Consider the following 22,623-nt stretch of genomic DNA (forward strand, 5'->3'; position numbering starts at 1 on the left):
GGCAATCGGGATGGATCGAGTCGGGTATCCCCCGTGCGTCCTACCTCTTCCTCACGTTCATGGCGCGCATGGCGTTGAGGATGGCGATCACGGCCACGCCCACGTCGGCGAACACGGCTAGCCACATGTTCGCGATGCCCACCGCCGCCAGGATCAGCACGAGGAACTTCACGCCGAGGGCGAACACGATGTTCTGCCACACGATGCCCATGGTCTTGCGGGCGATGCCGATCGCCCGCGCGATGTTGGACGGCTTGTCGTCCATGAGCACCACGTCGGCCGCCTCGATGGCCGCGTCCGAGCCCATCGCGCCCATGGCGATGCCGATGTCGGCGCGGGTGAGCACGGGCGCGTCGTTGATGCCGTCGCCCACGAACGCCAGCTTGCCCTTCCCGGCACCCCTCTCGTGCGTCTCCTCGAGGAGCTTCTCCACCTCCGCGACCTTGTCCTGGGGCAGAAGCTGCGCGCGGAACTCGTCGATGCCCAGCTCCCTCGCCACGGCGGCGGCCACGTCGGCGCGGTCGCCCGTCAGCATGACGGTCTTCTTCACGCCGGCCGCGCGCAAGGCGGCGACGGCCTCGGCCGCGTCGGGCTTCACGACGTCGGCGATGACGATGTGGCCGATGTAGTCGCCGTCGAGCGACACGTGCAGGATGGTGCCGGTCAGCTCGCAGTCGTGGCAGCCCACGCCGCACTCGCTCATGAGCTTGTCGTTGCCTACGAGCACCACGTGCTCGTCGATGCGCGCCCGCACGCCGTGGCCGCTCTGCTCCTGCACGTCGTCGATGCGCTGCTGGTCGATGGGCCCCGAGTAGGCCGCGCGAACCGACAGGGCGATCGGGTGGTTCGAGTACGCCTCGGCGTGCGCCGCGATGGACAGCAGCCGGTCGGGGTCGATGCCGGACGAGGGATGCACGGCAACCACGTTGAACGAGCCGTCGGTGAGCGTGCCGGTCTTGTCGAACACGACCGTCTCGGCATGGCTCAACGTCTCCAGGTAGTTGCTGCCCTTCACGAGGATGCCGAGGCGCGAGGCGCCGCCGATGCCGCCGAAGAACGACAAGGGCACGCTGATGACGAGCGCGCAGGGGCACGACACCACGAGGAAGATCAGCCCGCGCTGCACCCAGTCGGACCAGCTCTGGCCCAGCACGAGCGGCGGCACGACGGCCAGCAGCACCGCGATGCCGACGACCGCCGGGGTGTAGTAGCGCGCGAAGCGGGTGATGAAGTTCTCGGTCTTGGCCTTCTTCTCGGCCGCGTTCTCCACGAGCTCGAGGATGCGACTCACGGTGGACTCGCCGAAGGGCTTGGTCGCACGCACGGTGATGAGGCCGGTCATGTTGACGCAGCCCGAGATGATCTCGTCGCCTTCGCGCACCTCGCGCGGCATCGACTCGCCGGTGAGGGCCGCGGTGTCGAGCTGCGACGTGCCGCTTGTCACCACGCCGTCGAGCGGGACGCGCTCGCCGGCTTTGACGACGATCTCGTCGCCCACGGCCACCTCGTAGGGGTCCACCTGCACGAGCCGCCCGTCGCGCTCCACGTTGGCGAAGTCGGGCGCGATGTCCATCATGTCGGCGATGGACTTGCGCGATTTGCCCACGGCGTAGCTTTGGAACAGTTCGCCCACCTGGTAGAACAGCATAACGGCCGCGCCTTCGGCCATGTGCGGGTCGCTGTCGGGGAACAGCACCAGCGCGAAGGCGCCGATGGTGGCCACGCTCATGAGGAAGTTCTCGTCGAACACCTGGCCGTGGCCGATGTTCTTCGCCGCGCGCAGCAGCACGTCGTAGCCGGCGATGAGGTAGGGGACGAGGAACAGCGCGAACTCCACCCACAGCGCCGTCGTCTCGCTGCCGAGCCACGTCGACAGCGGAAGCAGCTCCGCCACGACGTACACGACGACGAACAACGCGATGGCGAGGACGATGCGGTTCCTCGTGCGTTTCTGTTTCTTGTTCATGATCTCCAACCTTGTTTTTCGTATGGTTCGGGAAAGGGCGCGCCGCAGCGTCGGACTGTTTCACGTGAAACATCCGTTCGCGTTCTTGCAGGGCGACGCTTCGATTGTCAGCGGGCGGTTAGCGCAGGATGACGCAATCCGGCTCGATCTTGCGGCACGCGCGCTCGGCCTCGTCGAGCACCGCTTCGAAGCGGTCGTCGTCGGCTTCCAACACGAGCTTCTGCGTCATGAAGCTGACCGTGGCGCTTTTCACGCCGTCGATGTTCGAGATGGCGTTCTCCATCTTGGCCGCGCAGTTCGCGCAGTCGAGGTCCTGGAGCTTGAATGCTTTGCGCATGAGGGGTTCCTTCCGGTAGGGGCGTTCGTCGGGTTGCTCGTCGCTCGTCGTTCGCTATTCGCAGATGTGGGTCATGCCTTGGGCGAGCATGGTGTACACGTGGTCGTCGGACAGCGAGTAGATGACGTTCTTGCCGTCGCGCTGGAACTTGACGAGGCGGGCCTGCTTGAGCGTGCGCAGCTGGTGCGACACGGCGCTTTGCGTGGCGCCGATGAGCTCGGCGAGGTCGGCGACGCACAGCTCGCGGCCCATGAGCGCGTACAGCATCTTGATGCGCGTCGTGTCGCCGAACACCTTGAACAGGTCGGCCAGGTCGTAGAGCAGCTCCTCATCGGGCAACGACTCGGGCGGCTGGTCGGGCGAGAGATGCTCCGCGCTGCCGCACGCGCACCGGTGGTCGTGCTCGGCCGCCGGTGCGACCGTTCCGTGCTCTTCGTTTCTCGTGGATACCATTTCAACCTCTTAACATATGATCAACTGTTCATAAGTATACGAACCAGAAGGGAGCTGTCAAGGGGTTCGGCAGACTTTCTCCCGGTCAGCGAAAAAACGAATCGTCCGGAAGACGGCGGAAGGGGTCGGGGGGGAGGGAGATATGGAAGGGCGCTGGAAAAACGGCAGCCGAGGGGCGGGAGACAAGGAGGTTGCGGAAAAGACGCGCAAAAAGAAAAAAAAAGGGGGGGGGGGCACCGCTCATGGCGGTGGCCGTGGGTCGCCGGGATAGCGAACGAATGTTTCACGTGAAACATTTTAGGATGACGGGGTCCGACGGTGCGAGCGCAGGGGGACAGCCAGATCACCGGGGCGTCGTGTTATTGCAGAAACGCAGGGGAAGTGCCTGCGGGGGAGTAAGCGAGCAGGGGAATGAAAAAGAGAAAAGAGGAGATGCGGAAACCGAGAGAGTTCTGCGGAACTGCCGAGTTGCCGAGCTGAGGGGCCGCGGCGCTGCGGGGCCGCTAAACCGCGGGAGGGGCTGCACAACCGTTTTTTCGCGAACGAAAAACGGTTGTGATAGGGGGGATGTTGTAAATACAACGGAAGCGGGGAGGATGGGATGGTAGGCTTGCTCCGACGGGAACAGGTTCGGGTGCGGACGGCGGTTCGCGTGATGCAGATCGGGCGCTCGCGGCAAGCGAGGGAGAACGGAGGAGGCGGAGATGATCCGTACGATCGTGGAGATAGACGAGGTTGCCTGCAACGGATGCGGGCTGTGCGTAGACGCATGCCATGAGGCGGCGATAGGGCTGGTGGGCGGCAAGGCGAGGCTCCTGCGCGACGATTACTGCGACGGGCTGGGCGACTGCCTGCCGGCATGCCCGGCCGGGGCCATCTCGTTCGTGCAGCGCGAGGCGGAGCCCTACGACGAGCAGGCGGTGCTCGCGGCGAAGGGGGCGGCACCAGGAGCCTCTGCCGCGTCGCCGGAGCATGCGGGCGAGGCGTCCGAGCCCGTCGCAGCGACGCGGCACGCGGGCGGCTGCCCGGGATCGCTCTCGAGGTTCTTCGCGGCGGAGGATTCGTCTGCCGCGGCGGCGGGGGCCGACGCTTCCGCCGACGCCGACGCCCTCGGCGCTCCGCCGAAGTCACGGTTGGCGCAGTGGCCGGTGGAGATCAAGCTCGTGCCCACGCAGGCGCCGTATTTCGCGGGCGCGCACGTGCTCGTGGCAGCCGACTGCACGGCGTTCGCCTATGCGGACTTCCATCGCCGTTTCATGGACGGCAAGACCACGGTCATCGGCTGCCCCAAGCTCGATGCGGTCGACTACACGGGCAAGCTGGCCGAGATATTCGCCTCCAACGACGTGGCCTCGGTCACGGTCGCGCGCATGGAGGTTCCCTGCTGCGGCGGGCTCGAGCAGGCGGCCCGGACGGCGCTCGCGCGCAGCGGAAAGGACGTGCCTTTCGCGGTGGCCACGATATCGACGCGCGGCGAGCTGCTCTAGGAACCGCCGATCCGACCCATGCGGGTTAGGAGAAGGGCGGGGTCTCTGCCCGCCCTTCGCTACGCCTCGGCCTCGACTTTCAGCTTGCCGTGCTCGCGGTGCAGCTTGAAGGGGTAGAGGATGAGCTCGATGCCCAGCACGATGAGATGGTGCTCGATGTTGGCAAACGGGTTCAGTATGAGCAGCACCGACAGCACGAACTGCAGCACGCAGAACGCGAGCGCTACGGCGAAGGGACGCTTGTGCCTGATGTCGGAGAAGATGCCGTCGAACGTGCGCGCGGCTTTCTGCAGGCCCAAGAGGCCCCATACGATGCCGATAAAAACGGTGGAGTTCGCCCCATGCACGATGATGACCAGGCCGAGGACGCACAGCACGATGGCCGAGCCCAGGCTCTCGCGGCCCGCGTCCGCGTCGCGCTCGCGTGCGACGGCCACGATGCTGCCGATGGCCGAGACCACCATCGGCACGCCCAGGTACCACGGCAGCGCCTCCTCGGCAAGGGAGGGGAACAGCAGGCAGCTCACGCCCGCCACCGGCACCAGCAGCATGGAGACCACGGCAACCTGCACGCTTATCCTGCTGTCCTTCACGTCTTTGACGGACGAGACGGTGGTCATGGGGTTCCTCCTCGATCGTTTTTTAGCAGGCAATTCTATCATTCATGCAGCTTCGTGCGGCCGGCTCATGGCAAATGAGACGCGAAATCATGCGCGATGTTGGCAAACCGTCGGGGGACAGGCTCTTGACAATACCCCTAAGGGGTATATACTGACCGCACGTGAGATACCCACAAGGGGTATTTGGCAAGCAGAGAGGACAAGCCATGGCGCAAGGCGGCCCGTTGGTGGGCGGAAATACGGGGACGGCCTGCAAACCGAAGGCGGCGGAGAGCGGCTCACGCGACGGGACGGCCTGCCCATGCCGTCACAAGGACACGCCCCGCAGCGAGGAGCTGCAGGCCGACCTGCAAAAACGCCTCAACCGGGTGATCGGGCAGCTGGGCGGGGTGAAGGCCATGCTCGACGACAACCGCTACTGCGGCGACGTGCTCGTGCAGCTGGCCGCGGCCGAGAGCGCCGTGCGCAGCATTTCGAGCAGGCTTCTGCAGAACCACTTGGAGACGTGCGTGGTCGAGCAGATACAGCGCGGCAACGTGGAGGTAGTCGACGAGGTCATGCAGCTCATGAGGAAGTTCTCGCGCTGACCGCGCCGCGGCGCGGCCTGCGCCGGAGGGCCGGCGCGCATAGCGCGGTTCGGCGAAAGACGAAGGCAGACGGCGCGGCCTGCGAGGGCCGCGCAGAACAGGAGGCGGAAGCCTTGAAGCAGACATTCGACGTGACCGGCATGACGTGCGCGGCGTGCTCGGCGCGCGTGGAGAAGGCCGCGCGCGCCGTGGACGGCGTATCCGATGTTGCCGTGAACCTGCTGAAAAACAGCATGGAGGTGGACTCCGACGGCGCGCCCGAGACGCTCTCGGCCGTGGTCGCGGCCGTGGAGAAAGCCGGCTACGGCGCCTTGCCGCGCCAGGCCAAGGGTGCGGGCCCTGCGGGCGGCGTCCAGGCGGGAGCCCCCTCGCCGATGGGCACGGCGGCTGCGGAGGCCAAGCACGTAAGGCAGCGGCTCGTCGTGTCGTTCGCGTTCACCATCCCGCTGTTCTATATCTCCATGGGCCATATGTTCGGCTGGCCGCTGCCGGGGTTCTTGCTGGGCGAGCGCAACATCATGGCGTTCGGCCTCACGCAGCTGCTGCTGCTCGCGCCCGTGGTGTTCGTGAACTTCAAGTTCTTCCGCGTGGGCTTCAAGACGCTCTTCCGCGGTGCGCCCAACATGGACTCGCTCATAGCGCTCGGCTCCACGGCGGCCACGGTGTACGGCGTGTACGCGCTGTACCGCATCGCCTACGCGCTCGGCGCGGGCGACGTGCACGGGGCGCATGCGGCCGGCATGGACCTGTACTTCGAGAGCGCGGCCATGATCCTCACGCTCATCACGCTGGGCAAGTACTTCGAGGCGCGCGCGAAGGGCCGCACGACCGATGCCATCGCCACGCTCATGGACCTGGCGCCCAAGACGGCCGTGCGCGTCTCCGCCGACGGCACCCAGGAGCAGATCCTGGCCGACGACGTGCGCGAGGGCGACGTGCTGGCGGTGCGCGCGGGCGAGGGCGTGCCGGTGGACGGCGTGGTGGTGGACGGCGCGGCATCGGTGGACGAGTCGGCCATCACCGGCGAGTCGGTGCCGGTCGACAAGGCGCCCGGCGACCCGGTGACGGGAGCCACGGTGAACCGCACGGGCTACTTCACCATGCGCGCCACGCGCGTGGGCGACGACACCACGCTCGCCGGCATCATCCGCCTCGTGGACGAGGCCACCAGCTCCAAGGCGCCCATCGAGAAGATTGCCGACCGCATCAGCGGCGTGTTCGTGCCCGTGGTCATCGTCATCGCGCTGGCCGCGTTCGCCGTATGGATGGTGCTGGGAGCGGGGTTGGAGGCAGCCCTGTCGCACGCCATCTCGGTGCTCGTGATATCGTGTCCCTGCGCGCTGGGGCTCGCCACGCCCACGGCCATCATGGTGGGCACCGGCCGCGGCGCGAAGAGCGGCATCCTGGTGAAGTCGGCCGAGGCGCTGGAGGGCGCCCACGACGTGCGCACCGTCGTGCTCGACAAGACCGGCACCGTGACCGAGGGCGCCCCGAGCGTGACCGACGTGATAACCGCGCCCGGCGTGCCCGAGGAGCGCCTGCTGGCGACGGCGCTGGCCGTGGAGCATCTGAGCGAGCACCCGCTCGCCCGCGCCGTGTGCGGCTTCGCGCAGGCACGCGGGACGGCGGCGGACGCCCGCATCGAGGGCTTCATGCAGGTGCCCGGCGAGGGCCTTTCCGCCACCGTGGACGGCGCGGCCGTGCTGGCCGGCAACCTGCGCATGATGGAGGCGCGCGGCGTGGACGCAGGCGAGATGGGCGCGCGGGCGCGGCGCTTGGCCGACGACGGCAAGACGCCGCTGTTCTTCGCTGCGGACGGCAGGCTCCTGGGCGTGATCGCCGTGGCCGACACGGTGAAGCCCACGAGCCGCGCCGCCGTGGCCGAGCTCAAAGCCATGGGCATCCGCACCGTGATGCTCACCGGCGACAACGAGCGCACGGCCGCCGCCATCCAGCGCGAGGTGGGCGCGGACGAGGTGATAGCCGGCGTGCTGCCCGAGGGCAAGGAGCGCGAGATCCGCCGCCTGGCCCAGGGCGGACGCGTAGCCATGGTGGGGGACGGCATCAACGACGCGCCCGCGCTCGCCCGCGCCGACATCGGCATCGCCATAGGCGCCGGCACCGACGTGGCCATCGAGAGCGCCGACGTCGTGCTCATGAGAAGCGACCTCATGGACGTGCCGGCTGCCATCCAGCTGTCGCGCGCCACCCTGCGCAACATCAAGCAGAACCTGTTCTGGGCGCTCGTCTACAACGCCGTGTGCATCCCGGTGGCGGCCGGTGCGCTGGCCTTCGTGGGCGTGAACCTGAACCCTATGATCGCCGCGGCCGCCATGTCGTTGAGCTCGGTGTGCGTGGTGTCGAACGCGCTGCGGCTGCGCGGGTGGCAGCCGCGGTTCACGGCGGCCGCGCCGCCCGCCGCTCGACCGTCGACGGTCGCAGCGGGCGAGGAGAGCGGTGGTAAGGAAATCGAAGGGGGCGCCGCGGCGCCCGCGGGAAAGGAGATCGTCATGGAAAAGGTACTGCATGTTGAGGGCATGATGTGCCAGCACTGCGTCGCGCGCGTGAAGAAGGCCCTCGAGGCCGTGGACGGCGTAAAAGAGGCCGTCGTGGACCTCGACGCGAAGACCGCCGTCGCGAGGCTCGCGCGCGAGGTGGACGATGCGACCCTGAAGGCCGCCGTGGAGGAGCAGGACTACGAGGTAACGGGCGTGGAGTAACCTCTCCTAGCACCCCGTGATGATCTCGCGCAGGGCGGCGATGAGCTTCTCGTTGTCCTCGCGGGTGCGCACGGCCACGCAGAAGTACTTGCCGTTGGCGAGCCCCGGCGTGCCCTGCAGCTTGCGGATGAGGAAACCGGCCAGCTGCAGGCGCGCCGCCAGCTCCTCGGTGCTCGCCACGCCCAGGTTCAAATCGGGGCCGTGGTCGAAGGCGCACATGACGTAGTTCGCCTCGGCGGGGAAGATGTCGATGCCCGGCACCAGGCTCAGCATGCACTGCATCCACGGGATCTCGGAATCCAGGAACTCGCGCGTGCGTTCCAGGTGCTCGCGCTCGGCCAGCGCCAGCTCGCCCAGCACCTCGGCGAACATGGGCACCCCCGAGCTGTCGTAGAAGCGGGCGATCTGCGCGATGGTGTCGGGGTGCGCCACGCAGTAGCTGATGGGAATGCCCGGCATGGCGTACGGCTCGCAGAGCGAGCGCACCACCACGAGGTTGCGGTGCTCCTTCACCAGGCCCACCATGCTCTCGCCGCCGAGCGTGAGCTCGATGGAGCGCTCGTCCACCACGACCCAGGTGCATGCGTCCAGGTAGGCCAGCAACGTGGGCAGGGGCAGCAGACGGCTCGTGGGGTAGCCGGGGTTCGCCAGCACCGCGGCGTCGAACGACACGCCGTGGCGCGCGGCCGCGGCAGGGTCGGGCATGACGAAGCCGGCGGGGCTTGCGATCTCCACCACGCGATGCCCGGCGTTGCCGGCCGCCAGCGCGTACTCCACCGGGCCCGGCACGGCCACGCCCACGGTGCAGGGCTGGTAGGTCTGCGCGACGGCGCGCACCATGTCGCCCACGGTCGAGCCCACCAGGAACGACTCCACGGGCAGGCCGTGCTGGCGCGCCAGCACGCTGCGCAGCGTGTGCGCCTCGCGGTCGGGGGAGTAGTTCAGCTCGCCGGCTGCGAGGGCGGCCTGCATGGCGCGGATGAACGAGGGGGGCGTGCCCAGCGGGTTGGCCGTTCCCGAGAAGTCTATCCAGTTCATCTCGGTGCGCAACTCGTAGGGAGGGGAGAGCAGCTGCTCGGGCAGGGCGGTCACCGCGGCGCGCACGCCGGGCGTCGCATCGCATCCGTTCGACATGTCGTCTCTCCTTCCCATCTCTTCCCGATACGGTCCGCTGTGGGCTTGAGGGGAATCTGGGGGACGTTTCAGCAGGTGGCAGATTCGAGCGCGGCCGTGTATGTCAAGTTCCCCGCCCACGCGATCGGGCGCGGAGGTTGCGGGGGAATGATAATCCTAGCACATGTTCCCAACGGCCGCGTGCGGCATGGTAGACTAATTCGCGCAATGAAGGAAGAATTCCCGCAGACCGCCGCGCCCGCACCGGGCAACCGCCCCTCCCGCCCGCGGGCGGGGGAAGCCCCGGCGCGCCCGCTGCCGCTCGAGCCGTGGGAGGGGCCGGCCATCCTGCTGGTGGACCTGGACGCGTTCTTCGCCTCGGTCGAGCAGCTGGACCATCCCGCCTGGCGCGGCAAGCCCGTTATCGTGGGCGGCGACGCGGACAAGCACGGCGTGGTGTCCACCGCCTCCTACGAGGCGCGGCCCTACGGGGTGAGAAGCGCCATGCCCTCGTCGACGGCGCGCCGCCTGTGCCCCGGCGCCGTCTGGACGCACGGGCGCTTCGACCGCTACCGCGAGGTGTCCAACGCCATCATGGCCATCCTGCGCTCCGAGACGCCGCACGTGCAGCAGGTGAGCATCGACGAGGCGTTCCTGGACGTCACGCCCACCGCGGTGAACCGCGAGCACCCGGTGCGCGTGGCCCAGCGCATCCAGCGGCGCGTGGAGGAGCTGGGGGTGACGTGCTCCATCGGCGCGGGGACCTCCAAGACCATCGCGAAGATCGCCTCGGACATGGACAAGCCGCGCGGCCTCACCGTGGTCTACCCTGGCAGCGAGCGCGACTTCCTGGCGCCGCTGCCCGTGCGCACGATGAGCGGCATCGGCGCGTCGGCCGAGGAGAAGCTGAGGTCGCGCGGCATCCGCACGCTCGGGCAGCTTGCCGACGCCGACCTGCGCATGCTCGAGCGCGTGTTCGGCAAGCTGGGGCGCGTGATGCACGTGAGGGCGAACGGCGGCGACGACGCGCCGGTGGAGCAGGACGACGCCGTGAAGTCGGTTTCCAACGAGATGACGTTCGCGAAGGACCTCACCCGCCGCGAGGACGTGGAGGCCGCCATCGCCACGATGGCCGCGAAGGTGGGGCGCCGCCTTCGCCGCAAGGGCCTGCGCGGCCGCACGCTCGCCCTGCGCGTGAAGTTCGACGACCTGAGCGTGCGCTCGGTGCAGCGCCAGCTGCCGCAGCCGAGCGACGACGAGCTGGCCTACACGCCGCTGCTCTACGCCATGGTCGACGAGGTGTGGCGCCCTGGCACGCCGCTGCGCCTCATCGGCGTGGGCATGAGCGGCTTCGCGGAGGAGGGCGCCGTGCAGGAGAGCCTCTTCGACGTGGCCGAGGCGGCGCCGTCCGCCGACGACGTGGAGCCCGTCGTGCGCGACGAGCGCAAGCGCCGCGGCCTCATCGAAGCCACCGACCTCGTGAAGGACCGCTTCGGCGAGGCCGCCGTCCGCTTCGGCCACGAGCTGCGCAACGAGGGGAACACCACCGGCTCGTCCAGCAAGAACCCGGCGGATTACAAGTAAGAGAAGCGTCGCAGGTTGATTCCGTCAAAGCGAAGCCGGCCTCCCGGCAGGTTGAATCAGGTGGAGAGCGTCTAGCGCTTGTCGGCCAGGAAGAACAGGGCCATGGTGCCGGGGCCGGAATGGGCGCCGATGACGGGGTCGACGTAGTTGATGACCACTTCCTTCACGCCGAAGCGCTCCTTCACCTGGTCGGCCACGTACTCGGCCTCTTCCAGGCAGTCGCCGTGCGTGATGAACACCATCTGCTGGTCGATGGGCTGGACGGCGCTCTTCTCCATGTGGTCCACGAGCGCGTTCAGCGACTTCTTGCGGCCGCGCACCTTCTCGAGCGGGATGAGATGCCCTTCGTCGTCCACGTGCATGACCGGCTTGATGTTGAGCATGGTGCCCGCCCAGGCCGCCGTCTTCGACACGCGCCCGCCGCGGAACAGGAACATGAGGTCGTCAACGGTGAACCAGTGGGCCAGGTGCAGCTTGTTCTCCTCCACCCAGTCGCGCACCTCCCCGATGGAGGCGCCGGCGCGGGCGCGCTGCACGGCATGCCACACGAGCAGGCCCTCGCCGCCGGAAGCCGCCAGCGTGTCCACCGCGCACAGCGTGCGCTCCGGGAACTCCGCCGCCAGGTCGCGCATCAGGAGCTCGGTGGCCTCGAACGTCCCGGAAAGGCCGCTCGAGAAACCCAGGTACAGGATGTCGCGCCCCTGCTCCAGGAGGCCGCGCATGAGCGCCTCGGACTCGGCCAGGTTCGGCAGCGACGTGGTGATGACCTTGCCCTCGCGCATCATGGTGTAGAACTGCTTGAGGTCGGTGTGCTGGCCCTTGAGGTAGCTCTGGTACTCCTCGCCGTCCACCATGAAGGTGAGGGGCAGGACGTGCAGGCCGAAGTCGTCGATCATCTCCTCGACGAGGTTGCTGCTTGAATCGGTGACGATCTCAAAATCCATTTCGTTCCTCCGATGTGCGGGGCCGCCGCGAAAGGGCGCCGTGGTTACCTTCTAAAGTATACCTATTTCCCTGCAATTTCTTGTGTCGCATTTTTGAAATGTGGCCAAGGCGAGGGGAATATGCCCTTGGCGCGCGTGCAATCCGCGCGCAATCGCCTATACTATAGCGGTTTGTATCGAATGTTGAATCCGCGGGGCCTGTCGGCTAGCCTGCCGCCCCGCGCAGCGCATGCTTGAAGGAAAGGTACGGCACCCCGTGGCGAACAGTTACAAGGAAACGATGAACCTGCCCAAGACCGACTTCGCGATGCGGGCGAACCTGCCCGAGAACGAGCCGAAGCGCCTCGCGAAGTGGGAGGAAGAGCGCATCTACGAGCGCGTGCTGGAGAAGAACAAGGACGGCAAGCCCTTCATCCTGCACGACGGCCCCCCGTACGCCAACGGCCCCATCCACATCGGCCATGCCTTCAACAAGATCCTCAAGGACTTCGTGAACAAGTCCCATGCGCAGCGCGGCTTCTTCACGCCGTACGTGCCGGGTTGGGACTGCCACGGCCAGCCCATCGAGCACATGGTGGAGAAGACCCTCGGGCCCGAGAAGATGGCGAAGATCGACCAGCCCACGCTGCGCCGCCTGTGCCGCGAGTGGGCCGAGAAGTACGTCGACGTGCAGCGCGAGGGCTTCAAGCGTCTCGGCGTGAACGGCGACTGGGAGCACCCCTACCTCACGTTCACTCCGAACTACGAGGCGGGCAACGTCGAGGTGTTCAAGAAGATGTACCTGGACGGCTCGGTGTACCGCGGCCGCAAGCCCATCCACTGGTGCAAGCGCTGCCACACCGCGCTCGCCGAGGCCGAGATCGAGTACTCCGACGAGACGTCGCCGTCCATCTTCGTGAAGTTCAAGATGGACCTCATGCCCGGCATGTTCGAGGCCGCCGGCGCGACGGGCGACGCCAACGTGCTCATCTGGACCACCACGCCCTGGACGCTGCCGGCGAACACGGCCGTGTCGCTGGCCCCCGACGCCGACTACGTCATGGTGGTGGCCGACGGCTCCAACATGATCATGGCGCGCGAGCTGGTGGAGCAGGTGGCCGAGATCGCGGGCTGGGAATCCTACGACCTCGTGCGCGGCGCCGACGGCGAGCCCGTCGCGCTCAAGGGCCGCGAGTTCACGGGCCTCACCTACACATGCCCCATCCGCCAGGACCTCAAGGGCACCGTCATCTACGGCGACCACGTCACGCTCGACTCGGGCACGGGCGCGGTGCACACGGCTCCCGGCCACGGCCAGGACGACTACCTCGTCGCCCTCGAGTTCGACGTGCCGCTGCTCATGCCGGTGGACGACAGCGGCGTGCTCACCGACGAGGCGGGCCCCTTCGCGGGCCTCGATGTGGACGAGGCGAACCCGGTCATCATCGAGTGGCTGCGCGAGCGCGGCACGCTCGTGGCCCAGAAGGAGATCCTGCACAGCTACCCGCACTGCTGGCGCTGCCACGAGCCGGTCATCTTCCGCGCCACCGACCAGTGGTTCGTGTCCATGGACAAGAACTCGCTGCGCGAGGACGCCCTCGACGCCATCGACCACAAGGTGGAGTGGATCCCCGCGTGGGCGAAGAACCGCATCGGGTCCATGGTGGCCGACCGCCCCGACTGGTGCATCTCGCGCCAGCGCTCATGGGGCGTGCCCATCCCCGTGTTCAAGTGCGCCAAGTGCGGCAACACGGTGGCCACCGCCGAGACGTTCGACGCGGTGATCGACCTGTTCTACCGCGAGGGCGCCGACGCGTGGTTCACGCACGAGCCGTCCGACTACCTGCCGCGCGGCGTGAAGTGCGAGACCTGCGGCTGCTCCGAGCTCGTCCCCGAGAAGGACATCCTCGACGTGTGGTGGGAGAGCGGCGTGTCGCACACCTCCGTGCTGAAGCACCGCGCCGACGAGGGCCTGCGCTTCCCGGCCGACATGTACCTCGAAGGCTCCGACCAGCATCGCGGCTGGTTCCAGTCGTCCCTGCTCACCAGCATGGGCGCCTACGGCGTGCCGCCGTACAAGTCCGTCATGCACTGCGGATTCACGATGGACGCCGAGGGCAAGAAGATGTCGAAGTCGGCCGGAAACGGCGTCGACCCGGCGGACGTCATGGCGAAGAGCGGCGCCGACGTGCTGCGCCTGTGGGTGGCCAGCGTCGATTACTCCCAGGACGTGAACATCGGCGACGAGATCCTCGAGCGCACGAGCGAGGCGTACCGCCGCATCCGCAACACGATGCGCTTCCTGCTGGGCAGTTTGAGCGACTTCGACGACTCGAAGCATACGGTCACTGACTGGAATGCGCTTGAACCCGTCGACCAGTGGGCCATGGTGCGCCTGTGGCACCTGCTCGTCGACGTGGAGCGCGCCTACGACGAATACAAGTTCCACGTGGTGTACCGCGCGGTGTACGACTACATCGTGGGCGACCTCTCGGCCGTGTACATGGACGCGACGAAGGACCGCGTGTACTCCGAGGCGCCCGACTCGCCGCGCCGCCGCGCCGCGCAGACCGTGCTCATGAACATCGTCGAGGTGCTCGTGCGCGTCCTCGCGCCGGTGCTGTCGTTCACCACTGACGAGGTGTGGGAGCACTATCCCGAGGCCATCCGCTCGCGCGAGGGACGCCCCGGAAACGTGCAGCTGGCCGGCTGGCCCGAGAAGTCCGACTTCGCGCCCTCGCTGCCGGACGATGCGGACGCCGGGCGCATCGCCGAGGACTTCGGCATCATCCTCGGGGTGCGCGAGATCGTGACGAAGGCGCTCGAGGACGCGCGCGGCCAGAAGGTCGTCAACAAGAGCCAGGAGGCCGATGTGACCGTGACGGCCCCGCGCTCGGTGCTCGACCACGTGGAGCGCTACGACGCCGCCGTGTTCGAGGAGCTGTTCATCGTGGCGTCCGTGTCGTTCGTCGAGGGCGAGGAGCTGTCGGCCGAGGTGCGCAAGACGACCGCCGAGAAGTGCCCGCGCTGCTGGAACTACCGCGCGCTCGGCGGCAACCCGAGCCATCCGGATGTGTGCGAGCGCTGCGGCGACGTGCTCGACGCCATCGGCTACGAGGAAGCGGGGTCGGACGCTTGAGCGAGGAAAAGCGCGGGTTGGGCGTGAGCGCCGAGGGCGGGGACGCCGCCCTCGGGCGGGCTGCACGGCTGCGCGACACGCTCGTGTTCGGCGCGGTGGCCCTGGCGTGGCTCGCGCTCGACACGCTCACGAAAGGCTACTTCAACGGCTCCTTCGCCGTGGGCGAGGTGGCCGGCGGCCCCTTCCTCGGGCTCGTGCGCTTCCGCCTCGTGCACAACATGGGTGCGGCGTGGGGCATGTTCGGCGACTCGACGTTCTTGCTGGGCGTGGTGTCCATCGCGGTATGCCTCGTGCTCGTGGCGTACCTGTTCTTCCTGTCGCCCCGTCCGGGGATGCTGGAGGTCGTGGGCGTGGCGCTCGTGGTGGCGGGCGGGCTGGGCAACGCGTTCGACCGTTTCACGCTGGGCTACGTGGTGGACTTCATCGAGCCCGTGTTCATAGATTTCCCGGTGTTCAACGTGGCCGACATAGGCGTGACATGCGGGTTCGTGCTGTTCGTGGCGGGGATGATCCTGGCGTACCGCCGCGCCGACCGCGAGGCCGCGGCGCTGGCCGAGGGCTCCGTGGGGCCGCAGGCGCCCGGGGACGGCGGGGAAGGGCCGGGGGAGCGATGACACGCTCGCTCTGCCACATCGTGGGCGCGGCCGATGCCGGCGCTCGCCTGGACGCGCTCATGGCCGAGCGCGGACTGTACCCCAGCCGCAGCGCCGCCGCGCGCGCCATCGAGGAGGGTGCCGTGTTCGTGAACGGCGCGAACGTGGCCAAGAAGCACGCCGTGGCGGCCGGCGACACCGTCGTGTACGAGGCGCCCGAGGAGGCCGCCCCCCGCGCGCTGGAGGGGGAGCCCATCGACCTGGACATCCGCTTCGAAGACGAGCACCTCCTGGTGTTGTCGAAACAGGTGGGCCTCGTGTGCCACCCCTCGGTCGACCACTACGACGGCACGCTGGTGAACGCGCTCGTCCACCACTGCGGGGCCGCCAACCTGTGCAACGTGCAGGGCGAGGACGACCGCCTGGGCATCGTGCACCGCCTCGATCGCGATACGAGCGGCCTCATGCTGGCCGCCAAGACCGACGAGGCGGGCTACGCGCTCATGGAGGACATCCGCGCCCGCGCCGTCGACCGGCGCTACCTGGCGCTCGTCCACGGCGTCATCCCGCACGACACCGGCATGGTGGACGCGCCCATCGCCCGCGCCGAGAAGGAGCGCACGCGCATGGCCGTGCGCGACGTGCCCTCGGCCCGCGACGCGGTGACGACGTTCCGCGTGCTGGAGCGCTTCGAGCACGGGCCGCGCGACGACGGCTACACGCTCATCGACTGCAAGCTGTTCACGGGCCGCACGCACCAGATCCGCGTGCATATGGAGTACGCGAAGCACCCGCTGGCAGGGGAGCCGGTCTACCGCTCCCGCGCCCCCAAGGATCCGACTGCCGACCTGGGGCTCGAGCGCCAGTTCCTGCATTCGTTCCAGTTGGCGTTCACCCATCCCGCCACGGGGGAGGAGCTCTCGTTCGCCGACAACCTGCCCGCCGACCTGCAAGCCGCCCTCGATTCCCTGGCCGACCGCAGCCGCGGCCGCACCGAGGCCGGCAGGGAGGTCTTCGAGCTGTTGAGGGACGCGCCGCACCCGAGGCTGTAAGACAGGATGAGACAAGGGGACGGGGTTAACGTCTCATTCCGCAAAGCCTGAGGATCGCATCAACCGCACGAGAATGAGACATTAACCCCGTCCCCTTGTCTCATTCCTTCCCGTACACGCTCATGTTCTGCATCCTGGACTGCAGGAAGCTGTCGGGGAAGTGCTCGTCGAGGAAACGCTGCTCCCAGGTGGTGGCGGGGACGCCCTGGGCGCGTTGCCCCTCCCGGTCGAGGGCGAGCACCGTGACCGCGACATCCGCGGCCAGGAAGGCAGCCATGAGCGCCGTCACGGCGCGCACGGCGGCGTTTCGCGCGTTCACGTGCGAGAACGCCTGCTTGACGGCAGGCAGCGCCACGCGCACCCACACAAGGCCCAAAAGGCCCCACATCATGCCGAACGCGAAGTTCGTGCGTCCGTTGATGGAGCCGAACGTGCCCGAGTAGTCCCAGGCCACAGCACCCCAGAAGAACTCCATGCCCCAACTGGTCACGTACTCCAGCACACTGCCCACCACCATGGCAACCAGAAATATGACCAGGTTGTGCGAATGGTAGAAGCGATTGAGGAACAGCGTCAGCACCACGGCGCCCACGCCGTAGATGGGCGAGAAGGGGCCCCAGACCAAACCCGCGCGGCTCTCGAGGCCGCCGTAGACGATGGCGTGAAACACGGTCTCCACGACGAGTCCGATAACGCAGCCCGCCACGAACAGCCAGAACAGGTTGAACCAGTCGAGCCGCAGGTAGCCGGTGTTGTGGAACACCTGGGCTCGTACCTCCTGCCTGACCTCGCGCAGCAGGTCCGCACCCTCCGAGGCGCCCGCACGCGCGGGCGCAGCCCCCGAAGGGGCCGGAGCATCGCCCTCCGATTCGGGCGAACCCGGGTTTTTCGGTTCTTTCTCCATTCATCCGTTCCTCGAGGGACCGATAGGGCTAAACTATAGCAGATTTCTCAAGTTGGACGGGCACCGTTTCGCCTCGGCGATGCGCGCAGGCCGGGAAGGGGATCGACATCGTGCAAGAAGGGGACCGCACCGGCATTCTCCTGGTGAACACCGGCACGCCGGACGAGCCGCGACCGCGCGCCGTGCGCAAGTACCTCGCGCGCTTCCTCATGGACCCGCGCATCGCCCCCATGAACCGCGTGGGCTGGTGGTTCGTCCTCCACCTGTTCATCCTGCCCAAGCGCGGGCGCGCCTCGGCGGAGAAATACGCGAGGATCTGGACCGAGGAGGGGTCTCCTTTCACGGTCGCCCATATGAAGCTCGCCCGCGCCCTGGACGCGCAGCTGGCCGAGGAGGGCCACGACGCCGTCGTGCGCTGCGCCATGAGCTACAGCGCCCCGTTCGTGCGCGACGCCGTGCGCGAGCTGAAGGAGGCCGGCTGCACGCGCCTCGTCGTGCTGCCGCTGTACCCGCAGAGCGCGCACTCCACCACCGGCTCGGTATCGGACGGCGTGGGCCGCGCGCTGCGCAAGGAGCGGTGGGACGTGCCCTGCGACTTCGTGGACAACTACCACGACGACCCCACCTACGTGCGCGCCATCGCCGCCTCGGTCAGGCACGCCGGTTTCGATCCCGACTCTGACGACAAGGTGCTGTTCTCGTACCATTCCATCCCGCTCGTCGACATCGAGGCGGGCGACACCTACGAGCTGCAGTCGGGTGCCTCGAGCCTCCAGATAGCGGGCGAGCTGGGCATCGAGCGCAACCGGTGGACCATCGGCTACCAGTGCCGTTTCGACAAGGGGCGCGAATGGCTCTCGCCGTTCACGCGCGACGTCCTGGCGCGCTGGGCCGAGGCAGACGTGGGCCGCGTGTTCTTCGTGTGCCCGAACTTCGCCGTGGACTGCCTCGAGACGCTCTACGACATCGAGCACGAGCTGAAGCCGTTCTATTTCGAACAGATCAGGAAGGCGGGCCGCGAGCCGCTCGAAGGCGCTTTCACGTACGTGCCCTGCCTCGACCGCAGCCGCGCGCACGTGAGGGTGCTCGCCGACGTGCTGCGCCCCCATGTGGAAGGAGGCCGATGATGGCCAGGGAAGAAGGCGCCGCGGCTCCGGCGCCGCGGAAGACGGTGCTCGTGGGCGTGACGGGCTGCATCGCGGCCTACAAGTCCTGCGAGATCGTGCGCCTCCTGCAGAAGGCCGGCGTGAGGGCGAAGGTGGTCATGACCGAGCATGCCGCCGAGTTCGTGGGTCCCACGACGTTCCGTGCGCTCACGCGCGAGCCGGTGGCCGTGGGCCTGTTCGACGACCCGTCAGACCCCATACACCACGTGTCGCTGGCGCAGGAGGCCGACTGCTTCGTCATCGCGCCCTGCACGGCGAACGTCATCGCCAAGATAGCGAACGGCTTGGCCGACGACCTGCTCACCACCACGGCGCTCGCCTGCACGTGCCCGCTCGTGGTCGCGCCCGCCATGAACGTGAACATGTACGAGAACCCGGCGACGCGCTACAACCTGGGCAAGCTGCACATCCGCGGCGCGCGCATCGTGGAGGCCGGCGACGGCTATCTGGCCTGCGGCGACGTGGGACGGGGCCGTCTGGCCGAGCCGGCCGACATCGTGGCCGCCGTGCTCGAGGAGCTGGATATGCGCCGCGACCTGGCCGGGCGCCGCGTCATGGTCACGGCTGGGCCCACCGTGGAGCCCATCGATCCGGTACGCTACCTCACGAACCGCTCGTCGGGCAAGACCGGCTACGCCATCGCACGGGCGGCTGCGGCCCGCGGGGCCGACGTCACGCTCGTGTCCGGCCCGGTGGCGCTCCCGGAGCCCGAGGGCGTGCGCACGGTGCACGTAGAGACGGCGCGCGAGATGCTGTCTGCGGCCCAAAGGGCGTTTGCAGCAGCCGATATCGCCGTGTTCTCGGCCGCCGTGGCCGACATGCGGCCGCGCGAGGCTGCGGCGCACAAGTTGAAGAAGGGCGCAGGAGATGCGAGGCTCGATACCCTCGAGCTCGTGGAGAACCCCGACATCCTGGCCACGCTCGGCGCCGCCAAGCGTCCCGGCCAGGTGGTGGTGGGCTTCGCCGCCGAGACGGACGACGTGGTGGCCAATGCCCAGCGGAAGCTCTCCTCCAAGCATGCCGATCTTGTCGTGGGAAACGTCGTGGGAGGGGGCCGCGCCTTCGGCACCGACGACAACGAGGTGTGGTTCGTCACTGCCGAGGAGACTTACGGCCTTCCCCTCATGTCCAAGGACCGGCTGGCCGACCGCATCCTCGACGTGGCCGCCTCGTTCCTGCCGTAAGCCGAGCCTGATCTTTCAGCTGGTCCTTCCTGTAAAAGCAAGAAAGCCCCTCGGCCCGAAAGGGCGGAGGGGCTTTCTCGAATCGGGGCCGGTAGGCGGCCCCGGGCAGTTCGGAAGTTCGGCGAACTAGATGGTGTGCACCATCGTAGCCTGGCTCTTGCCGTTGTTGCCGACCGCGACGGTGAACTCGACGTGGGCGTTCTCCTCGAGGGTCTTGAACCCGTCGGTCTGGATCTCGCTGAAGTGGACGAACAGGTCATCGCCGCCGTCCTGAGAGATGAAACCGTAGCCCTTGTCGGCGTTGAACCATTTGACTGTACCAGTAGACATGCAAACCTAGCTTTCTGCCCCGCAGGGCACTTAACGGGCAGCGCGGCCGAAACCGAACCGCTGCCAACAACGTGCGGCAACGTGCCGCGTCAACCAGTGTACGCGCATCCGCGGGCTTTTCGGTCGGGGTTGGTCGGAAAGTCCCTTGCACACGCTATCCACACGATCGGCCCGTCGGCGGGCGTTGCACCCAAGATCACCTGCAATTGAAAAAGATTCGGGGAAGATGATAAATTCCATCTTGAAATACCCGGCGAGTAACGGTAATATGTTCAAGCTGTCTGACGGGGAAACGATGCAAACCCCAAGACGCATAACGGGTTGTGGCGCAGTTTGGTAGCGCACTTGACTGGGGGTCAAGGGGTCGCAGGTTCAAATCCTGTCAACCCGACCAGAAACTCGAAAGCCGCCTTCGGGCGGCTTTTTCGTGCTTGCGGGGGTTTCGCGGCGCAGCGTGCGCGGGCTTCACGCCAGGCGCTTGGGGCGAAGCCGAAACGCCTGGCCCTACAGCGCCGCTTCCGCGCCGCGAGCGCGACGGACGTGGGGCAGGTGCAGCCTCGCGCCGCACTCGGCGTACACGGCGCCGCCTATGACGAGCACCACGCCTATCGCCTGAGCAGGGGAGAAGGCCTCGCCCAAGAGCAACGCGGACAGCACGACGGCCGCGAGCGGCTCCAGGTAGCCGCACACCGACACTGTCTGCGCCGGCAGCTTGCCCATGGCGGAGAAGTACACGAAGCAGCCGAATCCGGTGTTCACCAGGCCCAGCACCAGGAGGGGCGCCCAGTCGGCCGGGCCTATCTGCAGCGAGGTCCCCCCGGTTGCGCCGACGAACAGCGCAACGGCCGCGAAGCTGGACACGAGCTGCACGGCAGAGCTCTCCAGCCCCTCCACGTGGCGCACCTTCTTCGCGAACACGACCATCGCTGCGTACATGACGGCCGACATCCCGCCGCAGAACAGCCCCCATCCCGATGCGCCCTCGCCGAGCGCGCGGCCGTTCACCAGCAGCACGCCGACCAGCACGAGGCCGAACCCGGCGAGCTTCGCACGGGTCAGCCGCTCGCCGAAAAGCCACGGCGACAGGGCGGCCACGACGATGGGGCCGCAGTAGTACACGAGCGAGGCGGTGCCCACGCCCAGATGGCGGTACGCCTCGAACAGGAAGAGCCAGCTGGCGCCCAGCGCGGCGCCGGATGCGGCAAGGCAGCCCAAGTCGCCGAGGTGCCGGTGGAACGTGACGCGGCGCTTCGCGGCAAGCAGCAGCACGACCAGCAGCAGGCTTCCCAGCAACGTGCGCAGCAGCACGACCGAGGAGCTGGGCAAGGCGATGCCGCTCGCCACGATGCCGTTGCTGCCGAACAGGAGCAGCGCCCCTACGTACTTCCCGTAATCCCGTGCCACCTTCGTCCTTCTTTCCTTGATACGCCGCCTACCCGCATAAGGTGCGAGAAACTGCCGGACGACAGTGTGTCACAGAATCAAACAGCACAAAAGCGAATGTTTATCATAATAAGTATGATAAAATCGCATGCAAAAGGGAAACGATGGCCCACGGAGGCGGAAAGAGAGGACGGCGGTGGACGCGAGCATCCAGAAGTACCAGGCGTTCGTGAGGACGGTTGAGCTGGGAAGCTTCACCAAGGCGGCCGAGTCGCTGTCGTATTCCCAGTCGGGCGTGAGCCGCATGGTGGCCGACCTGGAGCGGGAGTGGAAAGTCGCCTTGCTCGAGCGCGGGCGGGCCGGCGTGCGCCTCACGTCCGAGGGCACGCGCCTCCTGCCCTGCATCCGACGCGTGTGCGAGGAGCATGCGCGCCTGCAGGCCCAGGTCGACGAGCTGAACGGGCTGCAGGCGGGCCTCATCCGCATCGGCACGTTCTCCAGCGTGGCCACCCATTGGCTGCCGAACGTCATCCGCGCGTTCCAAGAGGACTACCCGAACATCGACTACGAGCTTTTGCTGGGAGATTACAGCGAGATCGAGGAGTGGGTGCTCGAGGGGCGCGTGGACTGCGGCTTCCTGCGCCTGCCTGCGCACCGCGGCCTGGAGACGGCGTTCATCGAGCGCGACGAGCTGCTGGCCGTGCTCCCCGAGGGGCACCCGTTGGCCGAGCAGGAGCGCGTGCCGGCGGCGGAGCTGTGCGAGGAGCCGTTCCTGCTGCTGGAGAAGGGCGACAACACCGTGGTGTCCGAGGTGTTCGAGCGCGACGGCCTGTCACCGCGCACGCGGTTCACCACCTGGGACGACTACGCCATCATGGCCATGGTGGAATGCGGGCTGGGCGTGAGCATCCTGCCTGGGCTCATCCTGCGGCGCGCGCCGTACCGCATCGCGGCGCGGCCGTTGGAGGAGCCCGCCTACCGCACCATAGGACTTGCCCTGCGCAGCCGCGAGGCGGCCTCGCTCGCCACGCAACGCTTCCTGGAGTACCTGGACTGCCGCTGACGGCCGGCGGGCGGATCTT

19 protein-coding genes and 1 tRNA gene are annotated in these 22,623 nt (G+C 67.7%); 11 read left to right on the forward strand and 9 right to left on the reverse strand.

Annotated elements, in window-relative coordinates; all coding sequences use genetic code 11:
* Positions 1 to 40: 40 nt before the first annotated feature.
* The 3 genes from LB310_RS12330 to LB310_RS12340 form a co-directional block, all read right to left on the reverse strand.
* Positions 41 to 1,966, reverse strand: a complete 1,926-nt coding sequence (locus LB310_RS12330) for a heavy metal translocating P-type ATPase (RefSeq protein ID WP_301155120.1) — start codon at positions 1,964 to 1,966, stop codon at positions 41 to 43.
* Positions 1,967 to 2,084: 118 nt separating this feature from the next.
* Positions 2,085 to 2,303 carry a cation transporter gene (locus LB310_RS12335; protein ID WP_087189829.1) on the reverse strand — a complete coding sequence of 73 codons (219 nt, stop codon included), beginning with the start codon at positions 2,301 to 2,303 and terminating at the stop codon, positions 2,085 to 2,087.
* A gap of 54 nt (positions 2,304 to 2,357) precedes the next feature.
* On the reverse strand, positions 2,358 to 2,756 hold the full coding sequence (locus LB310_RS12340) for a metalloregulator ArsR/SmtB family transcription factor (RefSeq protein WP_278805623.1): 399 nt from the start codon (positions 2,754 to 2,756) through the stop codon (positions 2,358 to 2,360).
* Positions 2,757 to 3,460: 704 nt separating this feature from the next.
* Between LB310_RS12340 and LB310_RS12345 the strand changes: the two genes are divergently transcribed.
* Positions 3,461 to 4,243 (forward strand): ATP-binding protein, encoded by a 783-nt coding sequence (locus LB310_RS12345; protein ID WP_278807051.1) that lies wholly within the window; start codon positions 3,461 to 3,463, stop codon positions 4,241 to 4,243.
* Between the two features lie 59 nt (positions 4,244 to 4,302).
* Here the strand turns inward: LB310_RS12345 and LB310_RS12350 are convergent, their stop codons facing one another.
* Entirely contained in the window at positions 4,303 to 4,863 is a 561-nt protein-coding gene (locus LB310_RS12350; RefSeq protein WP_278807053.1) for a DUF308 domain-containing protein, read from the reverse strand.
* Positions 4,864 to 5,069: 206 nt separating this feature from the next.
* Here LB310_RS12350 and LB310_RS12355 point away from each other — a divergent pair, with 206 nt between their 5' ends.
* Together LB310_RS12355 and LB310_RS12360 are read left to right on the forward strand one after the other, a co-directional pair.
* Positions 5,070 to 5,450: a metal-sensing transcriptional repressor gene (locus LB310_RS12355; RefSeq protein WP_278807055.1), complete on the forward strand. Its 381-nt coding sequence runs from the start codon at positions 5,070 to 5,072 to the stop codon at positions 5,448 to 5,450.
* A gap of 113 nt (positions 5,451 to 5,563) precedes the next feature.
* Positions 5,564 to 8,170, forward strand: coding sequence for a heavy metal translocating P-type ATPase (locus tag LB310_RS12360; protein ID WP_278807056.1), 2,607 nt, complete (start codon positions 5,564 to 5,566; stop codon positions 8,168 to 8,170).
* Between the two features lie 6 nt (positions 8,171 to 8,176).
* On the opposite strand, the gene LB310_RS12365 is transcribed toward LB310_RS12360, so the two are convergent.
* Entirely contained in the window at positions 8,177 to 9,304 is a 1,128-nt protein-coding gene (locus tag LB310_RS12365) for a histidinol-phosphate transaminase (protein WP_087189824.1), read from the reverse strand.
* A 294-nt stretch (positions 9,305 to 9,598) separates the two neighbouring features.
* Here LB310_RS12365 and dinB point away from each other — a divergent pair, with 294 nt between their 5' ends.
* On the forward strand, positions 9,599 to 10,867 hold the full coding sequence (gene dinB / locus LB310_RS12370) for a DNA polymerase IV (protein WP_278807065.1): 1,269 nt from the start codon (positions 9,599 to 9,601) through the stop codon (positions 10,865 to 10,867).
* A 71-nt stretch (positions 10,868 to 10,938) separates the two neighbouring features.
* On the opposite strand, the gene LB310_RS12375 is transcribed toward dinB, so the two are convergent.
* On the reverse strand, positions 10,939 to 11,811 hold the full coding sequence (locus tag LB310_RS12375; RefSeq protein ID WP_096228512.1) for a DegV family protein: 873 nt from the start codon (positions 11,809 to 11,811) through the stop codon (positions 10,939 to 10,941).
* A 256-nt stretch (positions 11,812 to 12,067) separates the two neighbouring features.
* On the opposite strand from LB310_RS12375, the gene ileS reads away from it, so the two are divergent.
* Genes ileS through LB310_RS12390 form a run of 3 tightly spaced genes read left to right on the forward strand, consistent with a single transcriptional unit; the run spans position 12,068 to position 16,574 of the window.
* Positions 12,068 to 14,929, forward strand: a complete 2,862-nt coding sequence (ileS, locus tag LB310_RS12380) for an isoleucine--tRNA ligase (protein WP_278807057.1) — start codon at positions 12,068 to 12,070, stop codon at positions 14,927 to 14,929.
* Entirely contained in the window at positions 14,926 to 15,543 is a 618-nt protein-coding gene (gene lspA, locus LB310_RS12385; RefSeq protein ID WP_278807059.1) for a signal peptidase II, read from the forward strand. The genes ileS and lspA overlap by 4 nt, the downstream gene beginning before the upstream one ends.
* Positions 15,540 to 16,574 carry an RluA family pseudouridine synthase gene (locus tag LB310_RS12390; protein ID WP_096228514.1) on the forward strand — a complete coding sequence of 345 codons (1,035 nt, stop codon included), beginning with the start codon at positions 15,540 to 15,542 and terminating at the stop codon, positions 16,572 to 16,574. Before lspA ends, LB310_RS12390 begins: the two co-directional genes overlap by 4 nt.
* Before the next feature lie 100 nt (positions 16,575 to 16,674).
* On the opposite strand, the gene LB310_RS12395 is transcribed toward LB310_RS12390, so the two are convergent.
* Entirely contained in the window at positions 16,675 to 17,478 is an 804-nt protein-coding gene (locus LB310_RS12395) for a putative ABC transporter permease (RefSeq protein WP_157007601.1), read from the reverse strand.
* Between the two features lie 110 nt (positions 17,479 to 17,588).
* Here LB310_RS12395 and hemH point away from each other — a divergent pair, with 110 nt between their 5' ends.
* The gene (gene hemH, locus LB310_RS12400) at positions 17,589 to 18,605 is read left to right on the forward strand and encodes a ferrochelatase (RefSeq protein ID WP_301155121.1); all 1,017 of its coding nucleotides are present in this window, start codon (positions 17,589 to 17,591) and stop codon (positions 18,603 to 18,605) included.
* Complete coding sequence (coaBC, locus tag LB310_RS12405; RefSeq protein ID WP_157007603.1) at positions 18,602 to 19,828, forward strand: bifunctional phosphopantothenoylcysteine decarboxylase/phosphopantothenate--cysteine ligase CoaBC; 1,227 nt, start codon at positions 18,602 to 18,604, stop codon at positions 19,826 to 19,828. The genes hemH and coaBC overlap by 4 nt, the downstream gene beginning before the upstream one ends.
* Positions 19,829 to 19,954: 126 nt before the next feature.
* Here the strand turns inward: coaBC and LB310_RS12410 are convergent, their stop codons facing one another.
* On the reverse strand, positions 19,955 to 20,158 hold the full coding sequence (locus LB310_RS12410) for a cold-shock protein (protein ID WP_015538799.1): 204 nt from the start codon (positions 20,156 to 20,158) through the stop codon (positions 19,955 to 19,957).
* A 317-nt stretch (positions 20,159 to 20,475) separates the two neighbouring features.
* On the opposite strand from LB310_RS12410, the gene LB310_RS12415 reads away from it, so the two are divergent.
* A tRNA-Pro gene (locus LB310_RS12415) sits at positions 20,476 to 20,552 on the forward strand.
* Between the two features lie 110 nt (positions 20,553 to 20,662).
* Here LB310_RS12415 and LB310_RS12420 read toward each other — a convergent pair.
* On the reverse strand, positions 20,663 to 21,562 hold the full coding sequence (locus LB310_RS12420; protein WP_278807063.1) for a DMT family transporter: 900 nt from the start codon (positions 21,560 to 21,562) through the stop codon (positions 20,663 to 20,665).
* A gap of 175 nt (positions 21,563 to 21,737) precedes the next feature.
* Between LB310_RS12420 and LB310_RS12425 the strand changes: the two genes are divergently transcribed.
* Positions 21,738 to 22,604, forward strand: a complete 867-nt coding sequence (locus LB310_RS12425; protein WP_087189815.1) for a LysR family transcriptional regulator — start codon at positions 21,738 to 21,740, stop codon at positions 22,602 to 22,604.
* The last annotated feature ends 19 nt before the right edge of the window (positions 22,605 to 22,623 follow it).

Source organism: Gordonibacter sp. RACS_AR49 (assembly GCF_030418435.1).
Lineage (GTDB): Bacteria > Actinomycetota > Coriobacteriia > Coriobacteriales > Eggerthellaceae > Gordonibacter > Gordonibacter urolithinfaciens.